We start from the raw sequence: 22792 nt of genomic DNA on the forward strand, positions 1-22792 counted from the left end.
ATGAAAAATTATTACTGAGTACGAAGTCATCAGCACTAGGAGGACAAGTCGATTGTATATTTCTGAAAGCTATTTATTCGCGTCATAGGAATTATCTTATTGTTTATGAATCCCGAGGAATCTCAAACCCCAGAGCAAATAGATGAGTGGTTGGAGCAAACACAACAACAAAACCCGAAAGTTGAGCAACCAGAAAACTCATCAAACACACCACAAGATGAACCCATTTCCCCAGTCGAACCAATAATAGAACCGACAACTGAACTGCTGACGCAGTTGGAATCAGAAGCTGTAGCCTTGGAAGCAGAAATAGAATTAGAGGAAAATACATTAGATACACAAACAGAAAAACAAGTCGCCCAGTTAGAAGATATCAAAGCAGCCCTCAAACAAGAAATCGCTGATTTGCAAACAACCTACAAAAATCTGCAAGCGCAATTGGGCGAAACTCAAGTTTCACTGGGACGACTTGTACAAGAGTCATTATCACAGTTAGAGCAACGCAAACAAGCGCTGCAAATTTCCGTTGAGCAGTTAGAACGCCGTCAAGAGCGCATCCGCAATGAAATGCGGACTACTTTTGCAGGAACATCTCAGGATTTGGCGATTCGGGTGCAAGGTTTTAAAGACTATCTCACGGGTAGTTTACAAGATTTGGCAGCGGCTGCGGAACAGTTGCAATTAGCACCAGCCGTCAAAGAAAGGGAAAAACCAGCTCCAAAAGAAGTTAAGTCAGCGGAACCCCAGACAGGAACACCGCAATTTGCACCCCAGCAGTTTCAAGACACTACCAAACAAATTCGCCGCATCATTGACCAATATCGCAGCCAACCAGATTATTATGGCCCTGCTTGGCAATTGCGCCGCACCTTTGAACCAGTCCATGCAGAACGGGTATCTAATTGGTTTTTTAGTCAAGGGGGGCGAGGCGCTTTGCGGACAATGGGTAGCCGCTTGCAGAATGTGTTGATTGCTTCGGCGACGATTTCGATTCTACATAAATTGTATGGCGATCGCCTGCGTACACTGGTTTTAGCTAATACACCGGAACGTCTAGGTGAATGGCGGCGCGGCTTACAAGATTGTTTAGGCATCGGTCGCCCAGATTTTGGCCCTGATAGAGGTGTGGTATTATTTGAAGCTTCAGAAGCTTTAGCCCAAAAAGCAGACCGCTTGGAGAAAGCAAACCAGCTACCTTTAATTATTATTGATGATTCTGAGGAGCAAATTAGTTTATCATTACTGCAATTTCCTCTGTGGTTAGCGTTTGCACCAGACCCCAAAACAATCAGAAATTATGATGATGATTATTAATTAGTCATTGGTCATTACTAACGATTTTTTTTGCATACGTTCGCTGTGCTCAGTACAAGCTTTGAATTTTGAATTTTAAATATGGCTATTTGGTTGACTTTGTGCGGAACGGTGCTGATTATTGCTTATCTGTTGGGTTCCTTCCCCACTGGATATATTGCTGTTAAGCAATTAAAAGGTATTGATATTCGGGAAGTTGGTTCGGGTTCAACTGGAGCCACTAATGTGTTGAGAACTTTGGGGAAAGTTCCTGGAGCGGTGGTTTTATTAATTGACTGCTGCAAGGGAATTTTAGTGATCGCTCTAGTTTACTACTTGTTCTGCTTTGCGTCTAGCCAAAATTTAATACCACCAACGGTAGATGCTATTATTTGGCAACCTTGGTTAATAACTCTAGCTGGATTCAGTGCAGTACTCGGACACAGCAAATCAATCTTTTTAGGTTTCACCGGCGGTAAATCAGTTGCTACTGGTTTGGGTACACTGTTGGCGATTAGTTGGCAGGTAGGTTTAGCGACTTTGGGCGTATTTGCTATAGTAATTGCTATATCGCGGATTGTTTCTTTAAGTTCCATATCAGGTGCGATCGCTGTCTCGATTTTGATGGTAGTATTTCACCAACCATTACCCTGCATCTTGTATGCTGTCGTCGGTGGGCTATATGTAATTTGGCGTCATCGTGCTAACGTGGAGCGACTGGTGGCAGGAACAGAGCCAAAAATCGGACAAAATCTATCTCCAGAGCCAGAACAACCAGCATAAATTGTTCCCCTTTTCCACATACACCTAATCTTTCCGACTCATAGTCTACAGCGTAGAGGCGTTGCATGGCAACGTCTCTATAATTTTGTGCCGATGGACAAAATTCCAAACTTGAGCACACAATCTGTACACTCCCAACATTATTTGCGTAAGTATATGATAACTTTTCTCTATACGAAAAGCTTGATTAATTTCAACGGCAAACACTTAAGTTATCTGTATATTTCAGACATATGATATACTCCTGACATCTACGGAGTATCGAATAAATTTGGAATGAAAAACAGCACTAACTAAAATTAGTGTCTGAAATACTTTTATTTCCAGAAAATACAATTTGTTCCGTAGCTCTGATTTTCTCATCGTCAAAATGTTGCATCTACAGCGTCTTATGGAATTCTTTTTTCAACTACAATTCTACCAACTTCAACTGACTATAACTATTGCAAGGCGTACATATGACTTTCAATTCTCCAGAACATGCATTCAATGTAGAGACAGGTATCAACATTAATCCTGATAATTCTTCTAGTTTAATTGGTTTGTCAGACACTAATTATTTATCACAACTATTATCTGGTAGTAGTTATCCCAATTATCTAACCCAACCCTTATTAGACGACGATATCATAACTGAAACTTACGCCCAAAATACACCAATTAATTACACTGCTTCTTTTGGTATTCCTGCTAATGGATATGCAAGCGGGCCTGATAAATCAGTTGACGGTTTTGGTTTACAAACTAGTAGCTACTCAGCCGCAACAACTCGATCATTTAGTAGTAGTCCAAGCACCAGTACCGCCTCAACCAACGATTGGTTTAGCGCTAATTTTTTAGATCAACAACTGATTAATAAAACCAGAGACTTAGCTGCTGATGGTCAGTTGAATCGTAATGATATGATAGCAATTTTCCGTGACGCCGAAGACGATTCAATCATTGATGCTAATGAATATAAAGACTTACAAACAATTGTGAATAACGCCAACTATTTCAAGATGGACGACTATGTTCGCGTCCTCTCCAGCAAAGTAGTTTTTGGTACAGTTGCTAATACTAACTACCAAGGACAAGCATTAGGGAACTTGTATGCTGGAAGCAGTAGCACGCAAATGGAAAAGCTGATTAATAAATGGTTTTTTGGTAGCGATCGCCCCAGCACACCTTATACTTATAAATTTGCCGAAGGTTCTCTCTTCCAAAATGGCATCAGCTATCAAGATGTCAGTCAAGGTTTAGTCGGAGACTGCTATTTTCTCGCAGGTTTAGCTGAAACCGCCATCCATTCACCTAGCACAATTCAGAGTATGTTCATCGATAACGGTGATCAAACATATACAGTGCGCTTTTATAATAACGGTGTGGCAGATTATGTGACTGTAGATAGATACTTACCAGTTGATTCTGTTAACGATTTTATTTATGCGAACCAAGCAGGAGCTAAATGGGGCAAATATGATGAAAAGAGTAACGAATTATGGGTGGCTTTAGCAGAAAAAGCTTACGCTCAAATTAACGAATCTGGCTGGATAAATCAAGATAATACTAATTCCTATGCTGGTATTAACGGCGGCTGGGATACAGACGCAATTCGTCATATCACAGGAACTAATGCTGTTAGTTCTCGTGATTTTAACTTAGATTCCATCGTCAAGGCTTATAGCTCTGGAAATCTCCGGGGTTTCTCTTCCAAAGCCAGCGGAATTGTTGATAGTATTGTCACTGGTCATGTTTATGTTGTTGTAGACTACAATTCTGCTACCCAACAATTCACTCTCTTTAATCCTTGGGGAACTGAAGGAGGTTGGTTGAATGGGAAAATTCTCCCTGGTTTTGTGACAGCATCAATCGATTTTTTAAGAGCTAACTTCTCGCAATGGAGTTATACAGCATAAATAAAATTGAATATTCCTCGCCTCTTGGTAAGCGAGGAATTCAATCAGAGGAAATTTAGATATAAAATGAAAATATTTTGCTTATTCATACCAGTATTTTTCTTATCTTTTGCTGGTGAGTTTATTCCGCAAAAAATAGCAGATAATCAGTTTTCAAATATGGCGGCTAAACCAATACCAGAATCTGCAAATATCAAGGTCGTTAAAGTCACTTTATTAGCAAGAGAAGAGAAAACACCACCAATGGGAGAACCATTAAACCCCCATCGAGATATCGGTTTTGCTTCCGTATTCATTCGGTTAACTAACTTGCAAGCATCAGACGCTAAAATTACGATTAAAAATATTAAAATAGTCAATTCCTTCAGTGGTAAACTGCAAGAATTTAACTTTTCTCCCCAAAAGATTATCTTGCATCCCCTAGAAAATTCCGAACAGGTATTTCACTTGAAAAATAAAACCGGATATTCAACTACAGCACCAATGCAAGCAATTGTCACTTATCAAATAGGAAACTTGATAAGTGAAAGCAAATCGGCTGTAACTGAGGTGATGCGTCCTTAGTCAAATAATTGACATTGACATTTCCAAAAACAAATAGGAATTAAAACTTAAAGTTGTTAAAATGTAAAGATATGATATAGTAACGTCTCTACATTATCCTGGTTTTATGGGACAGCCAATTGTTGCAATTATCGGACGCCCAAACGTGGGCAAATCCACCCTGGTTAATCGTCTCGCCGGGGAACAAACGGCGATTGTCCACGATGAACCAGGAGTAACACGCGATCGCACTTATTTATCAGCATACTGGAACGATCGCGAATTTTTGGTAGTAGACACAGGTGGATTAGTCTTTAATGATGATACCGAATTTTTACCCCTGATCCGCCAACAAGCGATGATGGCACTCAGTGAAGCCAGCGCCGCCATATTCGTCGTTAACGGTCAAACCGGGCCCAACCCAGCCGATGAAGAAATCGCCGAATGGTTGCGTCAACAACCAGTACCCGTACTCCTAGCAGTCAATAAATGCGAATCTCCTGAACAAGGCTTAATTCAAGCTGCAGAATTTTGGGAATTGGGATTAGGTGAACCATTCGCCATCTCCGCAATTCATGGTAGTGGTACAGGTGAGCTACTTGATGAGTTAATTCAATACATCCCCTCCGCCGAAGAAATACCAGAAAATAACGAAATTAAAGTAGCAATTATTGGTCGTCCCAACGTCGGTAAATCAAGTTTATTAAACTCTTTCGTCGGTCAAGAAAGAGCAATTGTTAGTCCCATTTCCGGCACAACCCGCGATGCAATTGATACCACAATTGAACGCAACGGGCAAACATATTGCTTAATTGACACCGCCGGCATTCGTAAAAAGAAAAGCATAGAATACGGCACAGAATTCTTTAGCATTAACCGCGCCTTTAAAGCCATCCGCCGCGCCGATGTAGTTTTATTAGTACTAGACGCTGTAGATGGAGTCACCGAGCAAGACCAAAAATTAGCCGGGCGGATTATTGAAGAAGGTAGAGCCTGTATCATCGTCGTCAACAAATGGGATGCTGTCGAAAAAGACTCATACACCATCTACGACTACGAAAAAACCTTGCAAGCACGGTTACATTTTACCGAATGGGCAGACACAATTTTCGTCAGCGCCTTAACAGGACAGCGAGTAGAAAAGATTTTAGAGTTAGTGAATACAGCCGCAGAAGCCCACAAACGCCGCGTCACCACATCAGTAATTAACGAAGTCTTAACAGATGCTGTCAGCTGGCATTCCCCACCAGCTTCGCGGGGTGGACGCCAGGGTAAAATCTATTACGGTACACAAGTTAGTACCCAACCCCCAACCATCGCTCTATTCGTCAACGAAGCCAAACGCTTCAACGAAAACTACCGCCGCTACATCGAAAGACAATTCCGTCAACACTTAGGATTTAAAGGTACTCCCATTCGCTTACTCTGGCGCAGCAAAAAAGTCCGGGATGTTGAAAGTGGTAATCTCAACAGAGCCACCCGCGTCAAATGAAGGATGAAGTGTGAAGTATGTAGACGCGAAGCGGCTTGCCGCAGGCTAGTATGAAGGATGAAGGATGAAATGATTGCACCGATTTTTAGAATGGGGTGGGTGCGGCTTTTTGCAAACTTCTCCTGTTGGAGACAATACGCGAACAGAGTAGAGACTTAGTTAGTAAAAAATCACAAAATGCATAGATCATTACGGTTCAGATGAGATAACTTGGGCATGAGAAACCACAACCCCAATGACCTTAACTCAACTATATTGAACTATGGATCTACTGCGATCGCTACCCCTAGGACTTTATCTAGAACAACCCCAAACTTGGCTACACAAAATTGATCCCCGTGTCAAGTTTGCTTGGTTGATGAGTTTTCTCACCAGCTACACCTTTGCTACAAACGAGTGGCGTCTCCTACTAGTAGCCGTATTGATTATCGTCACCCTAGTCGCTAGAATTCCTCAGCGAGTCTGGAAGCAGCAGATGGTTTGGCTGTTAATGTTATCATTTTTTGTCTTCATAATTACCGCTGCTTCCCCTGATGGACTAGGTATAGATTATCAACCACGCCTACCCACTAACGAACAAGTCTTTACCCAACCATCAACAACCAACACTACTCAGCCCATTTCCAAAGCAATCATTAACAACCAAAAGTATAGCTATACTCTCTTTCAGGCAGGCCCAGTCAAAGTTACTCGCCGTTCTTTAGATTTGGCAGTCCGCCTGAGTACAATTCTATTTACTGTAATTTATAGTACTAACTTATATTTACTCACCACAGCACCAGAAGAGATTACCTCTGGTATTGAAAGCTTAATGCAACCCCTGCGTCGCCTCAAGTTACCAGTAACCGAAATTACCCTAACTTTAACTTTGTCCCTACGATTTATCCCTCTAGTTTTAGAAGAAGTACAAAACCTCATCCGCTCCGTGATGACAAGAGCGATTAACTGGAAAAAGCTAGGATTAAAAGGAGCAGTCAAACTGTGGATGATTGTGGCAGAAAGGCTCTTAGAAAATCTACTCCTACGTGCAGAGCAAATGGCCAACGCCATGATGGTACGTGGTTTTACCAGTCCCAACGGACATCGTGTAGTGTGGCATGACTTACGACTACAAGCTAGAGACTGGTTAGCCATTGCCGCTCTAACTTTATTTTGGGGCGTGCGCGTAGTTTCAGGAAATAGATTTTAGCACAATCTGCCAACAACGCATATTCGTGGTGTCGCAACAGTCCCGATAACTCACATCAAGTCACGTTGTTCGACGCCGAGGAGTGTGGTTTAAAAAGCGCTCCATACTCTGTTCCGCTAGAGCCGCAATAGTAAGTGAGGGATTCGCGCAGGCTGTTGAACCCGGAATCAGCGAACCATCCATCACAAACAAGTTAGGATAACCAAACACGCGCCCGTAAGCATCGCACACTCGCCCAATTGTTGCACCACCAAGAGGGTGTGCAGTGCTACTGTAATCAGGTAATCCAGCTAGACTTGTACCATTCGCTTGGTTAAGCCTTTGGTATGTGTGCTGGAGAGCCTGAGCATTTTTTTGACTATCGAGTGAGTTGATAGGCCAGAACAAATCTGCAGACTGTGTGGCACTATTGTACGTAAGATAGCCATCCGGTCGAGAAATTGCCTGACCAAGAACCGGCAGAATACCCTGGGGAACGAAAGGAATTGCTTGAAACGGTTCGAGTATCAGCGGCGCGATAGGGTTGTCGAGATCCTCAATTGATATCACCCCTGGACTTCCCTGTGTTGGATTCGTCTGACCAGCATTAATCATTAAGGTAGTTGAATCAGAATTCGTTCCCCAAAACTTTCCTACTTGGTTATTTAAGCGCCGTAATGTGCGATGAGATTTAGCACGCAGCAACAGTTCAGTAGTGCCAATGGAACCAGCCGCTAAAAACAGATAGCGACAAACAAAGGATTTTTGGGCAAGTACTATTCCTTGCTCGTCGATTTGATTACAGACAACTCGATAGCGCCCACGATCTGATTCTCCAACTGTAGTGACTACATGTAAAGGTCGAATTTCCACATAGCCAGTGGCTTGAGCCATACTCAGGTAGTTGCGGTCTACAGAGTTTTTAGCACCACTATTCGTACCATAGTACGTTTGACCTGCGGTAATGGAAGCAACCTTCTGACCAGCAATTTCCTGGCGAACAATATCCCAATCAAAGGCGACGTCAATTTTACTTGCTGTTAAACCTGCCTTAGCAGCTTGCTCTAAAAGGATACGACTTGCCAAATAGGATTCACTTTGTAGAATATCATCTGGAATCGGCGATGCCTTGAGGATAGAGCGCACCCGTGGGAAATAAATCTGATCCAATTTGGAGTAGTTAATGGTGCGCGGAAAGACTTTGTAGAATAATTCTTCCGTTGGTTGATAAGTAATACCGCCATAAACAAGAGAACTACCTCCGACACCTGCTCCCCGATATGCATTGATACCATTGCCTCTTTTGACATCAAGTACACCGATGTATACATTAATAGGGATTTCTGGAACTGGCGCGGGTAAAACTGTCGTGGGACTAAGCCAAGCAGCACGACCATCTGGCTTATCTGTTGTAGAAAAAGTATTGCCTGAGTCGGTAATTTCCCATCTTCGTCCCCGCTCCAATACAATTGTTTCAATTCCTGCCTGACCTAGGCGCAATGATGCAACTGCACCACCAAAACCGCTACCAATTACTATTGCCTCGACGTACTCATCGACTTCAGTTGCAGAAGTTGCAGAAGTGCGAATAGTGGACACACCAAAACTTGCCGCCGCCGCCGCTGACGCTTGCAGAAATCGGCGACGATTGAGCATTTGAGACATACTTTATTTCCTGAGTTTTCTAGGATGTGTTGGCACTGTTGTAAATCTTCGGCAGTGACTTTTAATTGGTAGGATGTTAATTGATTTACAACAATCATTAGTATGAATATCAGATTCATCCTCAGTAAGCAATAATGCTCATTTGTGTAAAATTACGCAAGTCTTTTATTAAAAAAAAGATTAAATTTTTTGCCTAGCGATCGCCATTTTCTCGAAAAAAGCGTCATCAAACTCAAATACCAAAAAACTACTTTTGATGGCTCAACAAATAATTTCAGGCGAATTGGTAACTGGGGAAGTGTTTTTATCAATGAATTGCTGACAATTAAGCGATATAGTTATGGGATGCATCTTGCCAGCAAAGACAAAAATCGCTTAAGATGCGATCGCACTGCCGTTAATTTGATTCGTGCCCTCTTCCCTAGTAGTAAGATCGCAGGGTCTACCAAAATCCGCTGCATGGAAATCATTGAACAACCAGAACCTCCACGAAGCATCTGATTTTAAGGTTCTTGTAGCTACTGAAATTGGCGGGCTATAGAGATTCTCGCACAATCGAATCTCCACGAATGTTTCTTTTCGCTGAACATCACATTTCCAGCATTTTTGCAAGAGACTCCACAAGTTGCACTCAAAAAGAACACTGAACATCTCTTTCCCTAACCGTTAACCCCTCACCTCTTTTTCCAGGCGTCTATTGTCGCCGACAACGATCATAAGCGAGAATGGTGAAGAATCTCTGCACAAAGCTCAAGCAAAACTGGTGGTAATTCCCATGCTGAATCATGACTGAATCATGAACAATGAGGAAAATGAGGCGGGTCAGGGAAATTAATTCTCAATTTGCTCCCCATCTCCCCCCATCCCCCCATCGACTCGGAGCATGGAGTGTAAATTTTTATTTGTTGATTAAAAACTAGATCAAGGTCTTCGTCACCGCCCATAAACGGCAAACATTGCTAATTTTCGCGTAACTCTGTACAAATATTCTGATGACGGCAAGTAATTATCGTCTCAATGTTTGTACTTAACTGCGAAAAGATATAGATATACTTTTACCTTGACTACTCAATGAATCCAGAAAACTCAGAAACTTACATAAATCATCCGACTTGGGGTTTGCTCTACAGAATCTGTATGGTTGATGAAAACCAGGATTTATTCACCACACTTTACGCTCAACGCTTATTTTTTCTGGTGACAAACGACATCAAAGGAATTAAATTCCAGTCCATAGGACGTACAGAAGCTAGAATGATGTTGGAAAATCGCTTACGTACCTTGCGCCGCAGTGGACAATCTCAAGAGTACGATCAAGTACAGAGTGTTTTCCAACGCACCTTCCAATGATCAGTTCGATTAGCGAACGTATTGTCAAAATCCGCTCGGCGCTACCACTTTCAGTCCGGTTGATTGCAGTTAGCAAGACAGTTCCTGCGGAGATCATACGCTCTGCTTATGCCGCAGGAATTCGTGATTTTGCTGAAAGTCGCATTCAAGAAGCCGCCGCCAAACAAGCCGAATTACAAGACTTATCTGATATTACCTGGCACTTTATCGGGCATTTGCAAAGCAATAAAGCCAAAAAAGCCCTGGAACAATTCCAATGGATTCACTCCGTTGATAATTTGTCCTTAGCGCAGCGCTTAAATCAATTAGCACAGCAACTGGGGGTCCATCCCCAAGTTTGCTTACAAGTGAAGATTCTCCCTGATCCCCATAAATCAGGTTGGAGCGTACCAGAACTGCTGGTTGACTTACCTGCAATTAATCAATGCAAAAATTTACAAATTCAGGGTTTAATGACAATTCCGCCTTTAGGATTGGATAATGCGGAAATTTTAAATGTGTTTAATAGCACCCGTCAACTGGCAAAAGAAATTCAACAGCAAAACTGGTCGCACATCAAAATGGAGCACCTCTCAATGGGGATGTCAGGTGACTACCACCTGGCGCTGCAAGCAGGGACAACGATGGTAAGGTTAGGAACTATATTATTTGGCGATCGCTCTTAAGAGATTTTTCGGTTTTTTTGGTTTATTCACAGCCCCACTAGCGATATAATTACGAGGAATCCTATCGCTAGATAGTTAAATAAATAACAAAAGACCCAGTGTTAACAAAACCAATTACCAAAAAAAAGTTGGAAAAAACTACCGTTTGCAAAAACAGTAGGATATAATCTGGACTCATCGTTGCATCTTTTCGGCAATGCCGGGATGTAAACGAAAACATTTAATTATTGCCAAAGCCTGTAATATGGGCTACAACTAGCAAGAAAATTGCTAAAAAAGCCGCTCATTGTAGCGATCGCATCTGGTTAAAAAGATTTCTAGCCAGATACAAAGATATAAGGTTATTTGCACCAGGAGCGTACACAATGAACAATATATTTTCCAAGCTCAGAGACTTTGTGGGTCTAAATGAGCAAGTAGAATACGAATACTACGAAGACGAAGCCGAGACAGATAACTACCAAACTCTTTATCAACAAGAGAATCCCCCAGCCGCAGCACCAGAAGCAGCCACGGCAAATCGACGTTGGCGGGAACCCGTGCCTACAATGGAAAACGATGTTGCAGCAACAGGTTCAAAACCAATGGGGAATGTGATCGGTATGCCAGGAGCAATAAACGGAATTTCGGAAGTTTTAGTTTTAGAACCACGCACCTTTGAAGAAATGCCCCAGGCAATTCAAGCACTGCGTGAGCGCAAGTCAGTAGTATTAAATTTAACTATTATGGATCCGGATCAAGCTCAACGAGCTGTAGACTTTGTTGCCGGTGGTACGTATGCACTAGATGGACATCAAGAGCGCATTGGCGAGAGCATCTTCTTATTCACACCCAGTTGCGTGCAAGTTAGCACCCAAGGTGGAGTGCTCCATGAAGTTCCTCAACCTCCAGCCCGTCCCTCACGTACTCCAGGCGTAACGCCAAATTGGGGCAACGAAGCTAATCGGATGGCACAATAAGGTTAAACTAGTCGAGAGTCAAGAGTCTCAAGTCAAAAGTCCAGAGTTTTAAATTTTTGACCAATGACAAATGACCAAAGACCGTTGACCATTGACCATTGACGTAATGACTATTAAATTTGGCTTAATTGGCGGCGGGGTAATGGGAGAAGCTCTATTATCCCGCCTTATTGCACGGAAAATTTATCAACCATCACAAGTCATAGTCAGCGAACCGCAACCCGCACGCCAAAATTTCTTGCAGCAACAATATAATGTAGCGGTAACGACAGACAATAACCAAGTTTTCACGGAAGCAAAAGAAGTAGTATTATTGGCAGTTAAGCCCCAGGTATTTAGTGCGATCGCCCAAGATTTAGGGGACACTAACATAGAAATAGACCAACCCTTAATCATCTCCATCTTGGCAGGCGTACCCTTAAGCCAGATAGAATCAGCCTTTTTGCAATTTCCTGTCATTAGAGCCATGCCCAACACCCCGGCTACCGTGGGAGCAGGAATCACAGCAATTTGTTCAGGTGCTTACACCAACAGCAAGCACCAGCAGATAGCCCAGCAAGTTTTTTCCGCAGTGGGAGAAGTTGTAGAAATCCCAGAAACACTGATGGATGCAGTCACCGGATTATCTGGAAGTGGCCCAGCTTACGTTGCACTCATGGTAGAAGCCCTCGCCGATGGCGGAGTAGCCGCAGGTTTACCCAGAACCATCGCCAATCAACTAGCCTTGCAAACCGTCCTGGGTACAGCCAAACTTTTGCAAGAAACTAAAATCCATCCCGCCGAACTCAAAGATCGTGTTACCAGCCCTGGTGGTACAACAATTGCAGGTATTGCCCAACTAGAAAAAGCAGCATTTCGCTCCGCTCTCATCGAAGCCGTAAAATCAGCCACCGAGCGATCGCAAGAATTGGGAAAATAAGATTAGGGGTTAGGGGCTGGGGGCTAGATCAGAATTTTTTGAACTTCTCGCTCCTATCTAACCCCTCGTCCCTCACCCCTCAATATTTCCTATGACTATCGAACGTGTTCCGCAAAAACACTACCCCAAAGCTGAGATTGGGCGACGGGGTATGGCATTAGCGCTGGATTTTCTGGGTGTCTGGTTAATCAGTTCTTTCTTGGGCAATAGTAGTTCTGGGATTCAATTTATCCAAATTTTCGTATTTGCGATCGCTTGGTTGATTTTACGAGTATTCGTCGTTTACAACAACCAAGGACAGAGTTTAGGGCGTTGGGCTTTTGATATGAAGGTGCTGGAAGTCGAAGCCGGCGAAATTACTGGCAGAATTCCCATCTTGCAAGCACTCCTAAAACGAGAAGCAATCATTGGTGTGGGTGCGCTTTTAGTCTCTATTGCCTTGGGCAACATCAGAGCTAATCCCACTGCTATACTGCTAGTACTTCCCTTGGCTGTTGACTGTGGTACAGCTTGGTATGATCCTGTCCAGCATCAAGCCTTGCATGACCGCTATTCTGGAACTATCATAGTTTCGTCGCGTCGCGGCTATGCGCTCGATCTAAAAATTCAGCGATTAGTTGAAAATTGGCGGCGCAGTATGAGAAGATAGTTATTTGTGTTAATTCTCTTCAGGCTTTACGGTTTGTAAGATTATGGCTAAAAGCAAAGGTGTCCGCATAATAGTGACACTAGAATGTACCGAGTGCCGCACCAATCCGGAGAAACGTTCTCCTGGTGTTTCACGATATACAAGTACCAAGAACAGACGCAACACCACCAATCGGTTGGAACTCAAAAAGTTCTGCACCCACTGCAACAAACACACAGTCCACAAGGAAATTAAGTAACGATGAGCTATTACCGTCGGCGTTTGTCCCCGATCAAACCCGGAGAACCAATCGATTATAAAGATGTTGATTTGTTGCGTAAGTTTGTCACCGAGCGAGGCAAGATTTTACCCCGCCGTATCACTGGGCTGACATGCCAACAACAAAGAGACTTGACATTAGCAATAAAACGTGCTCGAATTGTAGCTTTATTGCCCTTTATCAATGCAGAAGGCTAGAAAAATTTGGGATTTTGGATGAGCGAAAAAAGCAACATTTAAATGGAAATTTAGCTTGATTTTTTTGAGTCCAAAATCTCAAATCAGAGTATTTTAAAATTTGTGCCAACACAAAAATCAGGGAATTTTGGATTTAATCACTGGTATTGAATCCGAAATCATGCCACTTGCTAAAACTTTGGTTTGCAAAGCAACGCAGTGGCTTCAAAATCTAAAATATAAAATTACAAAAGTGCGAGAGCCGTGGAGAAGGGGACGCTAGTTGAATTTAGGGTTCAAGGCGATCGCCGTCTGGGAGTTGTGGATCGTCCAGACGGCAAAACCCGTTGGTTTGTGGTAGATGAACGCGGTCAATCCCACAGCCTCGCGCCTAGACAAATTACTTATACAGTCAACGGACAAACATACAAGCCATCAGACATTGACCGCTTTCTGGCACAAGTCAAGCCATATTTAGATCCATCTAGCCTAGAAGTGGCTTGGGAATTACTAGTGACAGAAGATCAAACAGTCACCCCGTCCGAGATGGCTAATCTCCTGTTTTCGGAATCAGACGCATTTTATTGTTACGCCGCTCACTGCTTGTTATCAGACGATAAACTCTATTTCAAACAAAAAGGCGACGCCTATGAGACACGCACAGAAGCTCAAGTAGCAGAGCGCAAACACCAGTTAGAAGTAGAAGCACAAAAAGCTAAAGGACAGCAGGAATTTTTAGCACGGGTAGACCAAGCCCTTAAAGGCGAAGCGGTAGAATGGCAACGCCACGATCGCCAGCGTTTAGAAGGGCTAGAAAAATATGCAGCCTTAATGGCGGATATCGTGCGGATGGGGGTAAGCTTTGACTCACTGTCCCGGGCTTATCCACCACCAGCCCCAGTATTGGAAACTATGACCATGCTGGGGCGTTCCGCCACTCCCCAAGGAGCTTTTCAACTGTTGGTAGACTTGGGCTGGTGGAGTAGCAACGAAAACTTATTCCTGCGGCGCTCGTCAATTCCGGTTCAGTTTCCTAGCAAGGTATTAGAAGTGGCGCAACAGCGTTTAGATTTACCACCATCCGATGAAGATGGGAACCGCTTAGATTTGACGCACCTGAAGGTGTACACAATTGATGACGAAAGTACAACCGAGATCGACGACGGTCTGAGTTGGGAATCACTCTCCAATGGACAAGAGTGTTTGTGGGTGCATATCGCCGATCCGACTCGGTTGTTAGCACCAGAAGACGAACTAGACCTAGAAGCCAGAAAACGCGGTAGTACAGTTTATTTACCTACGGGAATGATTCCCATGTTCCCGGAAGTCCTGGCTACCGGCCCCATGAGTTTAGTTCAGGGGCGGGTTTGTTGCGCCCTCAGCTTCGGAGTTGTTTTAGACCAAACTGGAGCCGTAGCCGAATTTAATATCCATCCCAGTATTATTAAACCCACCTATCGCCTCACCTATGAAGATGTAGACGAAATGTTGGAACTGGGCGTCGAGGGAGAGCCAGAAATTGCAGCGATCGCTATCTGGGCCAAACGGCGCAGAACTTGGCGCTACACTCAAGGCGCCATCAGCATCAACATGCCAGAGGCGATGATTAAAGTCAAAGGCGATGATATCAGCATCGATATTTTAGATGATTCCTCTGCTCGACAATTAGTAGCAGAAATGATGATCCTGGCGGGAGAAGTCGCAGCCCGCTACGGTCAAACTCACAACATACCCCTACCTTTCCGAGGTCAGCCACAGCCAGAATTACCCCCCGAACAAGAATTAATCCTGCTTCCAGCCGGATTTGTGCGCGCTTGCGCTATGCGTCGTTGTATGCCTAAGAGTGAAATGAGCATCACTCCTGTGCGTCATGCGGGTTTGGGTTTGAACACTTACACTCAAGCCACTTCACCCATCCGCCGCTACAGCGACTTACTCACCCATTTTCAGCTCAAAGCCCACCTACGGGGTGAAGTTCCCCCCTTCTCTGCTGAACAACTCAAAGAAGTGATGATGACAGTCACCAGTACTACCCAAGAGGTGACAATGGTAGAACGACAAACCAATAGATACTGGGCTTTGGAGTATTTGCGTCGTCATCCAGAGCAAGTTTGGCAAGTTACCGTTTTAATGTGGTTGCGAGAAGACAACAATCTGGCGCTGATTCTGTTAGAAGATTTGGGCTTACAATTGCCAATGACTTTTAAGAGAGATGTGAATTTAGGTGAACAGTTATTAGTGAAAGTGGGACTTGCTGATCCACAAAAAGATATGATTCAGTTTCAAGAAATAATTTATCAAGAAGCTGTTAATTGAATATAAAAAAAAGGGAACAGGGAACAGGGAATAGGGAACAGGGAAACGTTTTTTACCCACTTTGAAAAAAAAGAACGGGGAACAGTGTTCCAACGAATAGTGTTGATGGGGTGAAACTGCAACGCCCACAATTTTGCATGATATGAAAGTGTTATTTTTATTCCATTGTTGCCTTTTGCCTACCGTAGCCGGAAAATAATCATACCAATGGTTATTTTATGTCTCGATGGTCAATGGTATTGTGATGGGCGATGATCAAATCTTAAGTAAGTTATAGGATTTAATTATCAATCTTTCGTGACTTATGTCAGAATTTGCTGTGTGAAAAACGCTCCAATCGTTGATTTTTCGTTGCGAATTGATTTTTTTTGCAGATATTGGTGTTTTAGAGCCTAGCGAATCTACTTTTGGGGTGTACTCTCAATATACAGTCACTTTTACCAAGAACCGTAGTTAAAATTTACACCTTGAGGCACATAACATGATAAATTATGCTGATCAACTCACAGAGCAATTTTTTCAGCACCAAGATTTAAGTGGATGTAATTTCAGGGGAATTGACCTCAAATCGTTTGATTTAAGCGGTGTGAATTTGACGGGAGCGGATTTACGTGGAGCTAATTTATCTGGCTCCATCCTCGTCGGTGCTAATCTGAGTGGAGCTAATTTGACAGGCGCTAATTTGAGTGAAGCAAATTTAACTAATGCGGTTCTTAGCCAAGCGAATTTATGTGGAGCTTTTTTATGGCGATCGCAGCTCAATTATACTCATCTTTGGGGCGCGTCTTTGTGTACAGCGGATTTAACTGCGGCTGACTTGACTGGAGCCAAATTAGTAGAAGCTTCTCTAATTGAAGCTATTTTGGTCAGAGCTAATCTCACGGGAGCCATGCTCTGTGGTGCAACACTAGTAGAAGCAGACTTAACTAATGCTAACTTAACTGGTGCAGATATGACTTGGGCAAACCTAACAGCAGCCAATTTAAACCAAGCACAGTTGAGTCAAACTAACCTGACTTATGCTAAATTGCACAATACAATCATGTCTGACGGCACAATTAAGTATCCAGAGATATTTTTTTTGGGTGTTAGGGAATAATCCCAAACTAAAATTCCCGTTGAGAAAAAATGAGGATAGCGATCGCTAATAGCATGGCACTATACAATAAGCCATAGCCAGCATTAGCGATTAAGGTAGTTGGGTCAGACAGCGCTGCTAAACCATAAACGGCGTCATTCCGCATATTTAAACGAGATAAATCTGGCAAAATTAGATATAGAGCTTGGGAAAGACGTTCGACAGTGGGGTTGCGACTGAGACGCCCAAATTGCAATAAATCTTGGGTTACATTCCCCATCAAATATACAGCAAACGTTAAAGTTATCGCCAACAGGGAACTACTAAAGACACCAAAAGCAATTGCTGTTGCGGCAATTAAAGTTAGCTGTAAAAATAAGAAAATCGCTGCAATAAAAATACTCAATGATGAATAAGTAATTTTACCAAGTTGCAAAAATCCTAGAAAGATTACTGTCATCATCGTGATGAGTACAGCTATGACAGCCAATAGCCCTAAATATTTACCAGCAATAAATTCACCCCGACCAACTGGTTTAGCAATTAAGATTAAAATAGTTCGTTTTTCTACTTCCTTGTTCACCATTCCCGTACCTACGAAAATAGCAACAATTAACCCAATTATACTCATCGCTACTAACCCAAAATCCAGAAATATTTTGTTTTCGGTAGTAGCTGCAAATTCTGGAAGTAAGCGAATAGCGATAGCGAGAATAATTGCGTAAAAACAGATAATATACAAAACGCGATCGCGGATAATTTCTAAGAATTCATTTCTGGCAATGACGAAAATTCTAGCAAAACTCATCACACTTGATATTTGTTATTTGTTATTTCTTTGTCATCTTTGCGCGGGGGGTGTTCCGACAATAGGCTTGCTGACACGACCGCATTCAATTTCTGCAACGATCACTGATTCTTCTGGTTTTTTAGTGTTTGCAGACCTTGCAATTGGTCCCACCTGACAAGACTTTTTAAAATAGTAACCGCGAGAGTTGGAACTAGGGCCAATCCAAATACCGACTATATCTAATAAATATTCGTCTTTCTTATTAGGATTAGGGTTGGATATCCGGGGTTGAATATCCCATAATACCTTTTCTTCATGATTTTGCAACCGCTTTTCGCGTAGAACTTGTTGCTTGAGTCGGTTAAGATTTGTGTTGGCATTTTGTAGCCATTTTTCTACTTGTGACCAAGGTCGAGCATCTATTTCATTTTCTATTAGTGGCTGGAGTTTGTTTAAGATAAAAATTCCATTGGGAGGGTTGGTAGGTGGGATTTCTGTTCTGACGACAAAAGTACTGCGCTTAAAACTATCTGACTGTACGCTTGGGTATTCCATTAACCAATTATCCATGACAAAATAGAACTGAAGCCAGCAGCTGATGAGCATCGAACTTCCTAGTAAGATAATCAATTTTTGGCGGTCTTCCGGTTTGGGGATTTGTGGTTTAGCACCAACACCAGTTCCCACGAAAAAATTGGGGATAACAGTCACTAACGCGGAAATTGTCGGCCAAAGCACGATAGTTTGAGGTGTAATTCCATTTAGCTCATTACCAAAAGCAAAAACACTAACTAAAAATCCGGTGATTAAAGCTCCCACCGGCATAAATGTTCCCGGAACTCTGACAGGATCTTCTGTGGTATACCAAGCAGTACCTGCAATGAGAAATAACCAACCAAATAGAGCTATTATCTCCTTAATAGGAGTAGTGGCAAAATATGAAATTACCCAAGAATATAAACTTAAATAAATGAATGTTTGCCAGGAATAGGCTTTAGCTGGAACTACTAATTTTCTCAACCCCAGCAAACTATCTGTAACGAATTTAAATATGACTAATAAGTCTTTAAATAGAGTCGCCATGTTTTGACCTCAAAATTATTCAGTGAGCGTTATGTATCTGGGAAATGGCAAAATTAAGATATCCTAACGGACGCGAATTAATAACAAAATAGTAATCGCAGTATAGCTGAGGGAATTTGCTATTAGGGTAGTTATGACAAGGTTAGTGTTTTGGAATTTTAATTTGGTCACTCGCCTTCCTCTTCTCGCCAACGAGGTAGAATTATCTTCTACTTTTTCTGCTGGTTTGTCATTAATTGAGAATAAGAATATTCTCAAAAGGACAAATTTCATCAAAAACGTGGCAAAGAAAATGATGAAGGCAGTTAAAATTACAAATGTCTGACTGCTGGGGTCTCTAAAATTATTGAAGAATACGTAATTAATTAATTCTGATTTTACTGGTATGGGTAAGGTTGGCTCTATCATAAAAAACACCAGCCAACCAATCACACTAGAAAAAAGATTAATAGAACTGGCATAAAAGATGCTAGTTTTTTTGTCAAATTTCAGCCGATTGTTGAAAATATAGGCTTCTATAGGGATGGATACAAGTAAAAATAAAAAGTGGAATAAAACAGCACCGATGGGAAAAATTCTTGGGAGCGTCCAGTTTTCAAGCATAAAAGGTGTTGAAGAAAAATAAAAGATTAAGGATAAAATTCTTCGCTCACAAGGAGACAAGGAATTTGGTAATTGGTAATTAATAATCGGGTGATTACCTATTACCAATATTTCTGAGATAGCAAGTGGCGTGAGAAACCCGCCAGCAACAATGGCTCAACTTTTCGCTTTACAGGTGGAGTAATTTCAGACTTCAGCTTTTAGTTGACTTTAGAGAGTATAACCGGGATAGTCAGAGTATTGGGGGCAATTATCTCATTGTTCTTACCATTTATCGCCTGAATGTGCCAGTATTCTCAGATTTGTATTTTTAATACATTTAGTTGACTATGTTACGTACGTAATATCTAAGCGTCTCTACCTCACAGAGCAAGACGTTAGGTAAGATAAAAGACTTCTACTTGAGAGCTTTTCGAGAGATGACAAGGAACGGTATCGGTATTCGCACGGCGCAAGTGCGTCCTGAACGGCTCGCTGGTCAAATTCATGTCTACGATGGCGCTGGGAAAGGAAAGTCCCAAGCGGCTTTGGGGGTGGTTTTGCGCTCGATTGGCTTGGGGATAAATACACCAAATGATTCTAGCCGTGTCTTATTGCTGCGGTTTCTCAAGGGGCCGGAGCGGAATTATGATGAAGATGGTGCAATTGCGGCTTTACAGCGGGGTTTCCCCCACCTGATTGACCAGGTTCGGACTGGGAGAGCCGAGTTTTTTGGGGCTGAGGAAATTACGGCTTTTGACCGTGCGGAAGCAGCGCGGGGTTGGGATGTGGCGAAAGGAGCGATCGCTAGCGGTTTATATTCGGTTGTAGTCTTGGACGAAATTAACCCCGTCTTAGATTTAAATTTGCTTGGTGTGGATGAGGTGGTGCGGGTGTTAAAGTCCAAACCCCAAGATTTAGAGATTATTGCTACTGGACGTGGCGCTCCTCAGAAGTTGCTGGATATTGCTGACTTACATTCAGAAATGAAACCCCAACACCACCCAACAGCGAAAGCGTTGTTGATTGACGGCATTGAAATTTATACTGGTGCTGGGAAAGGTAAGTCTACTAGCGCCCTGGGTAAGGCTTTGCAAGCTATAGGTAGAGGGATTAATCATCCAGGATCTACCCGCGTGTTAATTATGCAGTGGCTCAAAGGTGGTAGTGGTTACACAGAAGATGCGGCGATCGCAGCTCTGCAGCAGTCATATCCTGAAGTGGTGGATCATCAACGTTGTGGTCGAGATGCGATCGTTTGGCGAAATTCTCGGCAAGAATTAGATTATGTGGAAGCCGAGCGGGGTTGGGAAATTGCCAAAACAGCGATCGCCAGTGGATTATATAAAACTATTATCCTTGATGAACTCAACCCTACTGTTGATCTGGAATTACTCCCCGTTGAACCGATTGTTCAAGCTCTACTCCGTAAACCCCGCGACACGGAGGTGATTATTACAGGTCGCTGTCAGCAGCAACCCGCTTACTTCGACTTAGCCAGCGTCCATTCTGAAGTTTATTGTCACAAACATTACGCTAATCAAGGTGTGGAACCCAAGCGTGGGGTAGATTTTTAAGTTTTTTTGAGGATGGGGAGTGTGGGGATGGGGGGATGGGGTGATGGGGGGATAGGATGATGGGGTGACTTGTACCGAGCGAAGCCGAGGTATGGGGTGATGGGGGGATGGGGTGATGGGGTGATAAAGTTTGCGCCTTTAAACCAGAAACTTGGACATCAAAACTTAAAGCCTCCCCACCTCCCCACCTCCCCACCTCCCCACACCTCCCACACTCCCCACCTCCCACACCTCCCACACCTCCCCACCTCCCCACCTCCCCACCTTCCCAATTCCCCATGCTTCACAATTAACATATAAACTTTTTTAGACTGTGTTTTGTAATTTTGAATTTTGTACTGTTTATGACTGACTTACCACCTAACACTCAAAATCCTGATCCTGATGTGGCTGATGTCGCACAGGAGTTGCTGCGAAAATTGAGACAAAAACAAGGTAATTGGGTTGAATGGGGTGTAATGATCGCTCAATTACTTAAGGCTGGTTACAGTCCTCAAGATATTTTTGAAGCTACGGGATTTGAGCCGGTGCAACAAAATCAAGTGGTTGTTGGCTCCCAAGTTTACAATTCTTTGGAAAAAGGTGAAGCTGCAGCGGCGACGCGATCGCACTACGCCCAGCGCGGTAGTGATATTTTATATGAATTGCGCTTGCTGACTCAAGAACAACGCGCCGCTGCGGCTGATTTGACTTGTGTCCACAAACTAGACGCAGACGAAGCGCGGGAAGTCGCTAAGGCTATTAAAGATTTTTCTCGTTTGGGTAGTTTACCATCGGGATTTTCTGCTCATCCTGGTGATGCTGTTGCTTATCAAGCTTGGAAACTGGCTCGTCAAAACTCAGATTTACAAGCGCGATCGCATCTGATCGCTAAGGGTCTACGCTTTGCCCACACGCAAGCAGCTAGGCAACAAATAGAACAGTTACTCACAGATTTTACTACTGTTCCCAAGCGTCCCGCTCCCTTGTTACCCTTCTACCGCCTCGATTCTGAGGAGGAGTTACCCCGTATTATCCCTGTTGTCGGAGAGTATCCGTTAACACTGCAAGAATTGCAAGCCGTACCTTTAATTACAGAAATCGAACCATTTCGCCTAGTTAAATTTACTGGTGAGCAAGCTTGGATACCTCTACCGGGTTGGCAAACGCTTTTAAGTGCCCAAGACCCAGTAGCAATTTTATCTTCTAGTGAGCACCTCCCTAACCATCCATCAGGACGAGCAGGAAAGGTGGTGATAGTTGTAGACCGCGCGCAAAGAGAATGGGACGCTTCCAGCTACTTTATAGTTGAGCATAGCGGCGAGTTAGATTTTCAGTGGTTTGACACCAAGCCAGAAATCCCTTTGTTAGGAAAAATTGTTGTTATTGTCCGTCCCAAAAGAATTTTAGACGAAGAAGTTACCAAAGATTCTTGGCAGATTGACGAATAAAAGAGCGTGGGGAACAGTTAACCTCGTAGAGACGCGAAATTACCCATTGGTGTCAACTTAAGCGAGAAATAGCTTATCTGTTGGCTTTCACACCCGCCCAGAACTGAAGTTCAAGGC

23 protein-coding genes are annotated in these 22792 nt (G+C 43.0%); 18 read left to right on the top strand and 5 right to left on the bottom strand.

Annotation, left to right across the window (positions count from 1 at the left end; translation table 11 throughout):
• Positions 1-105: 105 nt before the first annotated feature.
• The 6 genes from MIC7126_RS0112070 (at position 106) to MIC7126_RS0112095 (ending at position 7198) form a co-directional block, all read left to right on the top strand.
• Positions 106-1314, top strand: a complete 1209-nt coding sequence (locus MIC7126_RS0112070; protein ID WP_017653407.1) for a DUF3086 domain-containing protein — start codon at positions 106-108, stop codon at positions 1312-1314.
• Positions 1315-1395: 81 nt separating this feature from the next.
• Positions 1396-2076, top strand: coding sequence for a glycerol-3-phosphate 1-O-acyltransferase PlsY (gene plsY, locus MIC7126_RS0112075; RefSeq protein ID WP_017653408.1), 681 nt, complete (start codon positions 1396-1398; stop codon positions 2074-2076).
• A gap of 458 nt (positions 2077-2534) precedes the next feature.
• Positions 2535-3974 (top strand): C2 family cysteine protease, encoded by a 1440-nt coding sequence (locus MIC7126_RS0112080; protein WP_017653409.1) that lies wholly within the window; start codon positions 2535-2537, stop codon positions 3972-3974.
• A gap of 66 nt (positions 3975-4040) precedes the next feature.
• Positions 4041-4538, top strand: a complete 498-nt coding sequence (locus MIC7126_RS0112085) for a hypothetical protein (protein ID WP_017653410.1) — start codon at positions 4041-4043, stop codon at positions 4536-4538.
• Positions 4539-4644: 106 nt separating this feature from the next.
• The gene (gene der / locus MIC7126_RS0112090) at positions 4645-6009 is read left to right on the top strand and encodes a ribosome biogenesis GTPase Der (protein WP_017653411.1); all 1365 of its coding nucleotides are present in this window, start codon (positions 4645-4647) and stop codon (positions 6007-6009) included.
• A gap of 262 nt (positions 6010-6271) precedes the next feature.
• Positions 6272-7198: an energy-coupling factor transporter transmembrane component T family protein gene (locus tag MIC7126_RS0112095; protein WP_017653412.1), complete on the top strand. Its 927-nt coding sequence runs from the start codon at positions 6272-6274 to the stop codon at positions 7196-7198.
• Positions 7199-7258: 60 nt separating this feature from the next.
• Here MIC7126_RS0112095 and MIC7126_RS0112100 read toward each other — a convergent pair whose 3' ends face one another.
• Complete coding sequence (locus MIC7126_RS0112100; RefSeq protein WP_017653413.1) at positions 7259-8842, bottom strand: GMC oxidoreductase; 1584 nt, start codon at positions 8840-8842, stop codon at positions 7259-7261.
• Positions 8843-9031: 189 nt separating this feature from the next.
• On the opposite strand from MIC7126_RS0112100, the gene MIC7126_RS0112105 reads away from it, so the two are divergent.
• The 10 genes from MIC7126_RS0112105 (at position 9032) to MIC7126_RS0112150 (ending at position 17234) form a co-directional block, all read left to right on the top strand.
• Entirely contained in the window at positions 9032-9343 is a 312-nt protein-coding gene (locus MIC7126_RS0112105; RefSeq protein ID WP_017653414.1) for a chorismate-binding protein, read from the top strand.
• 570 nt (positions 9344-9913) lie between these two features.
• The gene (pipX, locus tag MIC7126_RS0112110; protein WP_017653415.1) at positions 9914-10192 is read left to right on the top strand and encodes a transcriptional coactivator PipX; all 279 of its coding nucleotides are present in this window, start codon (positions 9914-9916) and stop codon (positions 10190-10192) included.
• Positions 10189-10857, top strand: a complete 669-nt coding sequence (locus tag MIC7126_RS0112115; RefSeq protein ID WP_017653416.1) for a YggS family pyridoxal phosphate-dependent enzyme — start codon at positions 10189-10191, stop codon at positions 10855-10857. The genes pipX and MIC7126_RS0112115 overlap by 4 nt, the downstream gene beginning before the upstream one ends.
• Before the next feature lie 365 nt (positions 10858-11222).
• A complete protein-coding gene (locus MIC7126_RS0112125) occupies positions 11223-11816 on the top strand; it encodes a cell division protein SepF (protein ID WP_017653418.1) in 594 nt (197 codons plus the stop codon).
• A gap of 106 nt (positions 11817-11922) precedes the next feature.
• Positions 11923-12735, top strand: a complete 813-nt coding sequence (gene proC / locus MIC7126_RS0112130) for a pyrroline-5-carboxylate reductase (RefSeq protein ID WP_017653419.1) — start codon at positions 11923-11925, stop codon at positions 12733-12735.
• 91 nt (positions 12736-12826) lie between these two features.
• On the top strand, positions 12827-13384 hold the full coding sequence (locus MIC7126_RS0112135) for an RDD family protein (protein ID WP_017653420.1): 558 nt from the start codon (positions 12827-12829) through the stop codon (positions 13382-13384).
• A 43-nt stretch (positions 13385-13427) separates the two neighbouring features.
• Positions 13428-13622, top strand: a complete 195-nt coding sequence (rpmG, locus tag MIC7126_RS29355; protein ID WP_081603023.1) for a 50S ribosomal protein L33 — start codon at positions 13428-13430, stop codon at positions 13620-13622.
• A gap of 2 nt (positions 13623-13624) precedes the next feature.
• Positions 13625-13840 carry a 30S ribosomal protein S18 gene (gene rpsR / locus MIC7126_RS0112140; protein WP_017653421.1) on the top strand — a complete coding sequence of 72 codons (216 nt, stop codon included), beginning with the start codon at positions 13625-13627 and terminating at the stop codon, positions 13838-13840.
• A 243-nt stretch (positions 13841-14083) separates the two neighbouring features.
• A complete protein-coding gene (locus tag MIC7126_RS0112145) occupies positions 14084-16135 on the top strand; it encodes a ribonuclease catalytic domain-containing protein (protein ID WP_017653422.1) in 2052 nt (683 codons plus the stop codon).
• 481 nt (positions 16136-16616) lie between these two features.
• Positions 16617-17234 carry a pentapeptide repeat-containing protein gene (locus tag MIC7126_RS0112150; RefSeq protein WP_017653423.1) on the top strand — a complete coding sequence of 206 codons (618 nt, stop codon included), beginning with the start codon at positions 16617-16619 and terminating at the stop codon, positions 17232-17234.
• A 7-nt stretch (positions 17235-17241) separates the two neighbouring features.
• Here the strand turns inward: MIC7126_RS0112150 and MIC7126_RS0112155 are convergent, their stop codons facing one another.
• From MIC7126_RS0112155 to fraC, 3 genes are all read right to left on the bottom strand, one after another.
• Positions 17242-18021: an ABC transporter permease gene (locus MIC7126_RS0112155; protein WP_017653424.1), complete on the bottom strand. Its 780-nt coding sequence runs from the start codon at positions 18019-18021 to the stop codon at positions 17242-17244.
• A 33-nt stretch (positions 18022-18054) separates the two neighbouring features.
• Positions 18055-19086: a septal junction protein FraD gene (gene fraD / locus MIC7126_RS0112160; protein ID WP_017653425.1), complete on the bottom strand. Its 1032-nt coding sequence runs from the start codon at positions 19084-19086 to the stop codon at positions 18055-18057.
• Positions 19087-19149: 63 nt separating this feature from the next.
• On the bottom strand, positions 19150-19689 hold the full coding sequence (gene fraC / locus MIC7126_RS0112165; protein ID WP_017653426.1) for a filament integrity protein FraC: 540 nt from the start codon (positions 19687-19689) through the stop codon (positions 19150-19152).
• A gap of 419 nt (positions 19690-20108) precedes the next feature.
• On the opposite strand from fraC, the gene MIC7126_RS0112170 reads away from it, so the two are divergent.
• On the top strand, positions 20109-21245 hold the full coding sequence (locus MIC7126_RS0112170; RefSeq protein WP_017653427.1) for a cob(I)yrinic acid a,c-diamide adenosyltransferase: 1137 nt from the start codon (positions 20109-20111) through the stop codon (positions 21243-21245).
• Here the strand turns inward: MIC7126_RS0112170 and MIC7126_RS31245 are convergent.
• Entirely contained in the window at positions 21205-21525 is a 321-nt protein-coding gene (locus MIC7126_RS31245) for a hypothetical protein (RefSeq protein WP_081603024.1), read from the bottom strand. The genes MIC7126_RS0112170 and MIC7126_RS31245 overlap by 41 nt on opposite strands.
• Positions 21526-21589: 64 nt before the next feature.
• Here MIC7126_RS31245 and MIC7126_RS0112180 point away from each other — a divergent pair, with 64 nt between their 5' ends.
• Positions 21590-22675 carry a RuBisCO accumulation factor 1 gene (locus MIC7126_RS0112180; protein WP_017653429.1) on the top strand — a complete coding sequence of 362 codons (1086 nt, stop codon included), beginning with the start codon at positions 21590-21592 and terminating at the stop codon, positions 22673-22675.
• Positions 22676-22792 lie beyond the last annotated feature (117 nt).

Source organism: Fortiea contorta PCC 7126 (assembly GCF_000332295.1).
GTDB classification, from domain to species: domain Bacteria; phylum Cyanobacteriota; class Cyanobacteriia; order Cyanobacteriales; family Nostocaceae; genus Fortiea; species Fortiea contorta.

Excerpts from the sequence above, each read along its gene's own strand:
- MIC7126_RS0112085 (WP_017653410.1), top strand. The coding sequence starts at position 4,041 with ATGAAAATATTTTGCTTATTCATACCAGTATTTTTCTTATCTTTTGCT.
- MIC7126_RS0112095 (WP_017653412.1), top strand. The coding sequence starts at position 6,272 with ATGGATCTACTGCGATCGCTACCCCTAGGACTTTATCTAGAACAACCC.
- plsY (WP_017653408.1), top strand. The coding sequence starts at position 1,396 with ATGGCTATTTGGTTGACTTTGTGCGGAACGGTGCTGATTATTGCTTAT.
- der (WP_017653411.1), top strand. The coding sequence starts at position 4,645 with ATGGGACAGCCAATTGTTGCAATTATCGGACGCCCAAACGTGGGCAAA.
- rpmG (WP_081603023.1), top strand. The coding sequence starts at position 13,428 with ATGGCTAAAAGCAAAGGTGTCCGCATAATAGTGACACTAGAATGTACC.
- MIC7126_RS0112070 (WP_017653407.1), top strand. The coding sequence starts at position 106 with ATGAATCCCGAGGAATCTCAAACCCCAGAGCAAATAGATGAGTGGTTG.
- fraC (WP_017653426.1), bottom strand. The coding sequence starts at position 19,689 with ATGCTTGAAAACTGGACGCTCCCAAGAATTTTTCCCATCGGTGCTGTT.
- MIC7126_RS0112080 (WP_017653409.1), top strand. The coding sequence starts at position 2,535 with ATGACTTTCAATTCTCCAGAACATGCATTCAATGTAGAGACAGGTATC.
- fraD (WP_017653425.1), bottom strand. The coding sequence starts at position 19,086 with ATGGCGACTCTATTTAAAGACTTATTAGTCATATTTAAATTCGTTACA.
- proC (WP_017653419.1), top strand. The coding sequence starts at position 11,923 with ATGACTATTAAATTTGGCTTAATTGGCGGCGGGGTAATGGGAGAAGCT.
- MIC7126_RS0112100 (WP_017653413.1), bottom strand. The coding sequence starts at position 8,842 with ATGTCTCAAATGCTCAATCGTCGCCGATTTCTGCAAGCGTCAGCGGCG.
- MIC7126_RS0112115 (WP_017653416.1), top strand. The coding sequence starts at position 10,189 with ATGATCAGTTCGATTAGCGAACGTATTGTCAAAATCCGCTCGGCGCTA.
- MIC7126_RS0112180 (WP_017653429.1), top strand. The coding sequence starts at position 21,590 with ATGACTGACTTACCACCTAACACTCAAAATCCTGATCCTGATGTGGCT.
- MIC7126_RS0112170 (WP_017653427.1), top strand. The coding sequence starts at position 20,109 with ATGACAAGGAACGGTATCGGTATTCGCACGGCGCAAGTGCGTCCTGAA.
- MIC7126_RS0112135 (WP_017653420.1), top strand. The coding sequence starts at position 12,827 with ATGACTATCGAACGTGTTCCGCAAAAACACTACCCCAAAGCTGAGATT.
- rpsR (WP_017653421.1), top strand. The coding sequence starts at position 13,625 with ATGAGCTATTACCGTCGGCGTTTGTCCCCGATCAAACCCGGAGAACCA.
- MIC7126_RS31245 (WP_081603024.1), bottom strand. The coding sequence starts at position 21,525 with ATGGGGAATTGGGAAGGTGGGGAGGTGGGGAGGTGGGGAGGTGTGGGA.
- MIC7126_RS0112155 (WP_017653424.1), bottom strand. The coding sequence starts at position 18,021 with ATGAGTTTTGCTAGAATTTTCGTCATTGCCAGAAATGAATTCTTAGAA.
- MIC7126_RS0112125 (WP_017653418.1), top strand. The coding sequence starts at position 11,223 with ATGAACAATATATTTTCCAAGCTCAGAGACTTTGTGGGTCTAAATGAG.
- pipX (WP_017653415.1), top strand. The coding sequence starts at position 9,914 with ATGAATCCAGAAAACTCAGAAACTTACATAAATCATCCGACTTGGGGT.
- MIC7126_RS0112150 (WP_017653423.1), top strand. The coding sequence starts at position 16,617 with ATGATAAATTATGCTGATCAACTCACAGAGCAATTTTTTCAGCACCAA.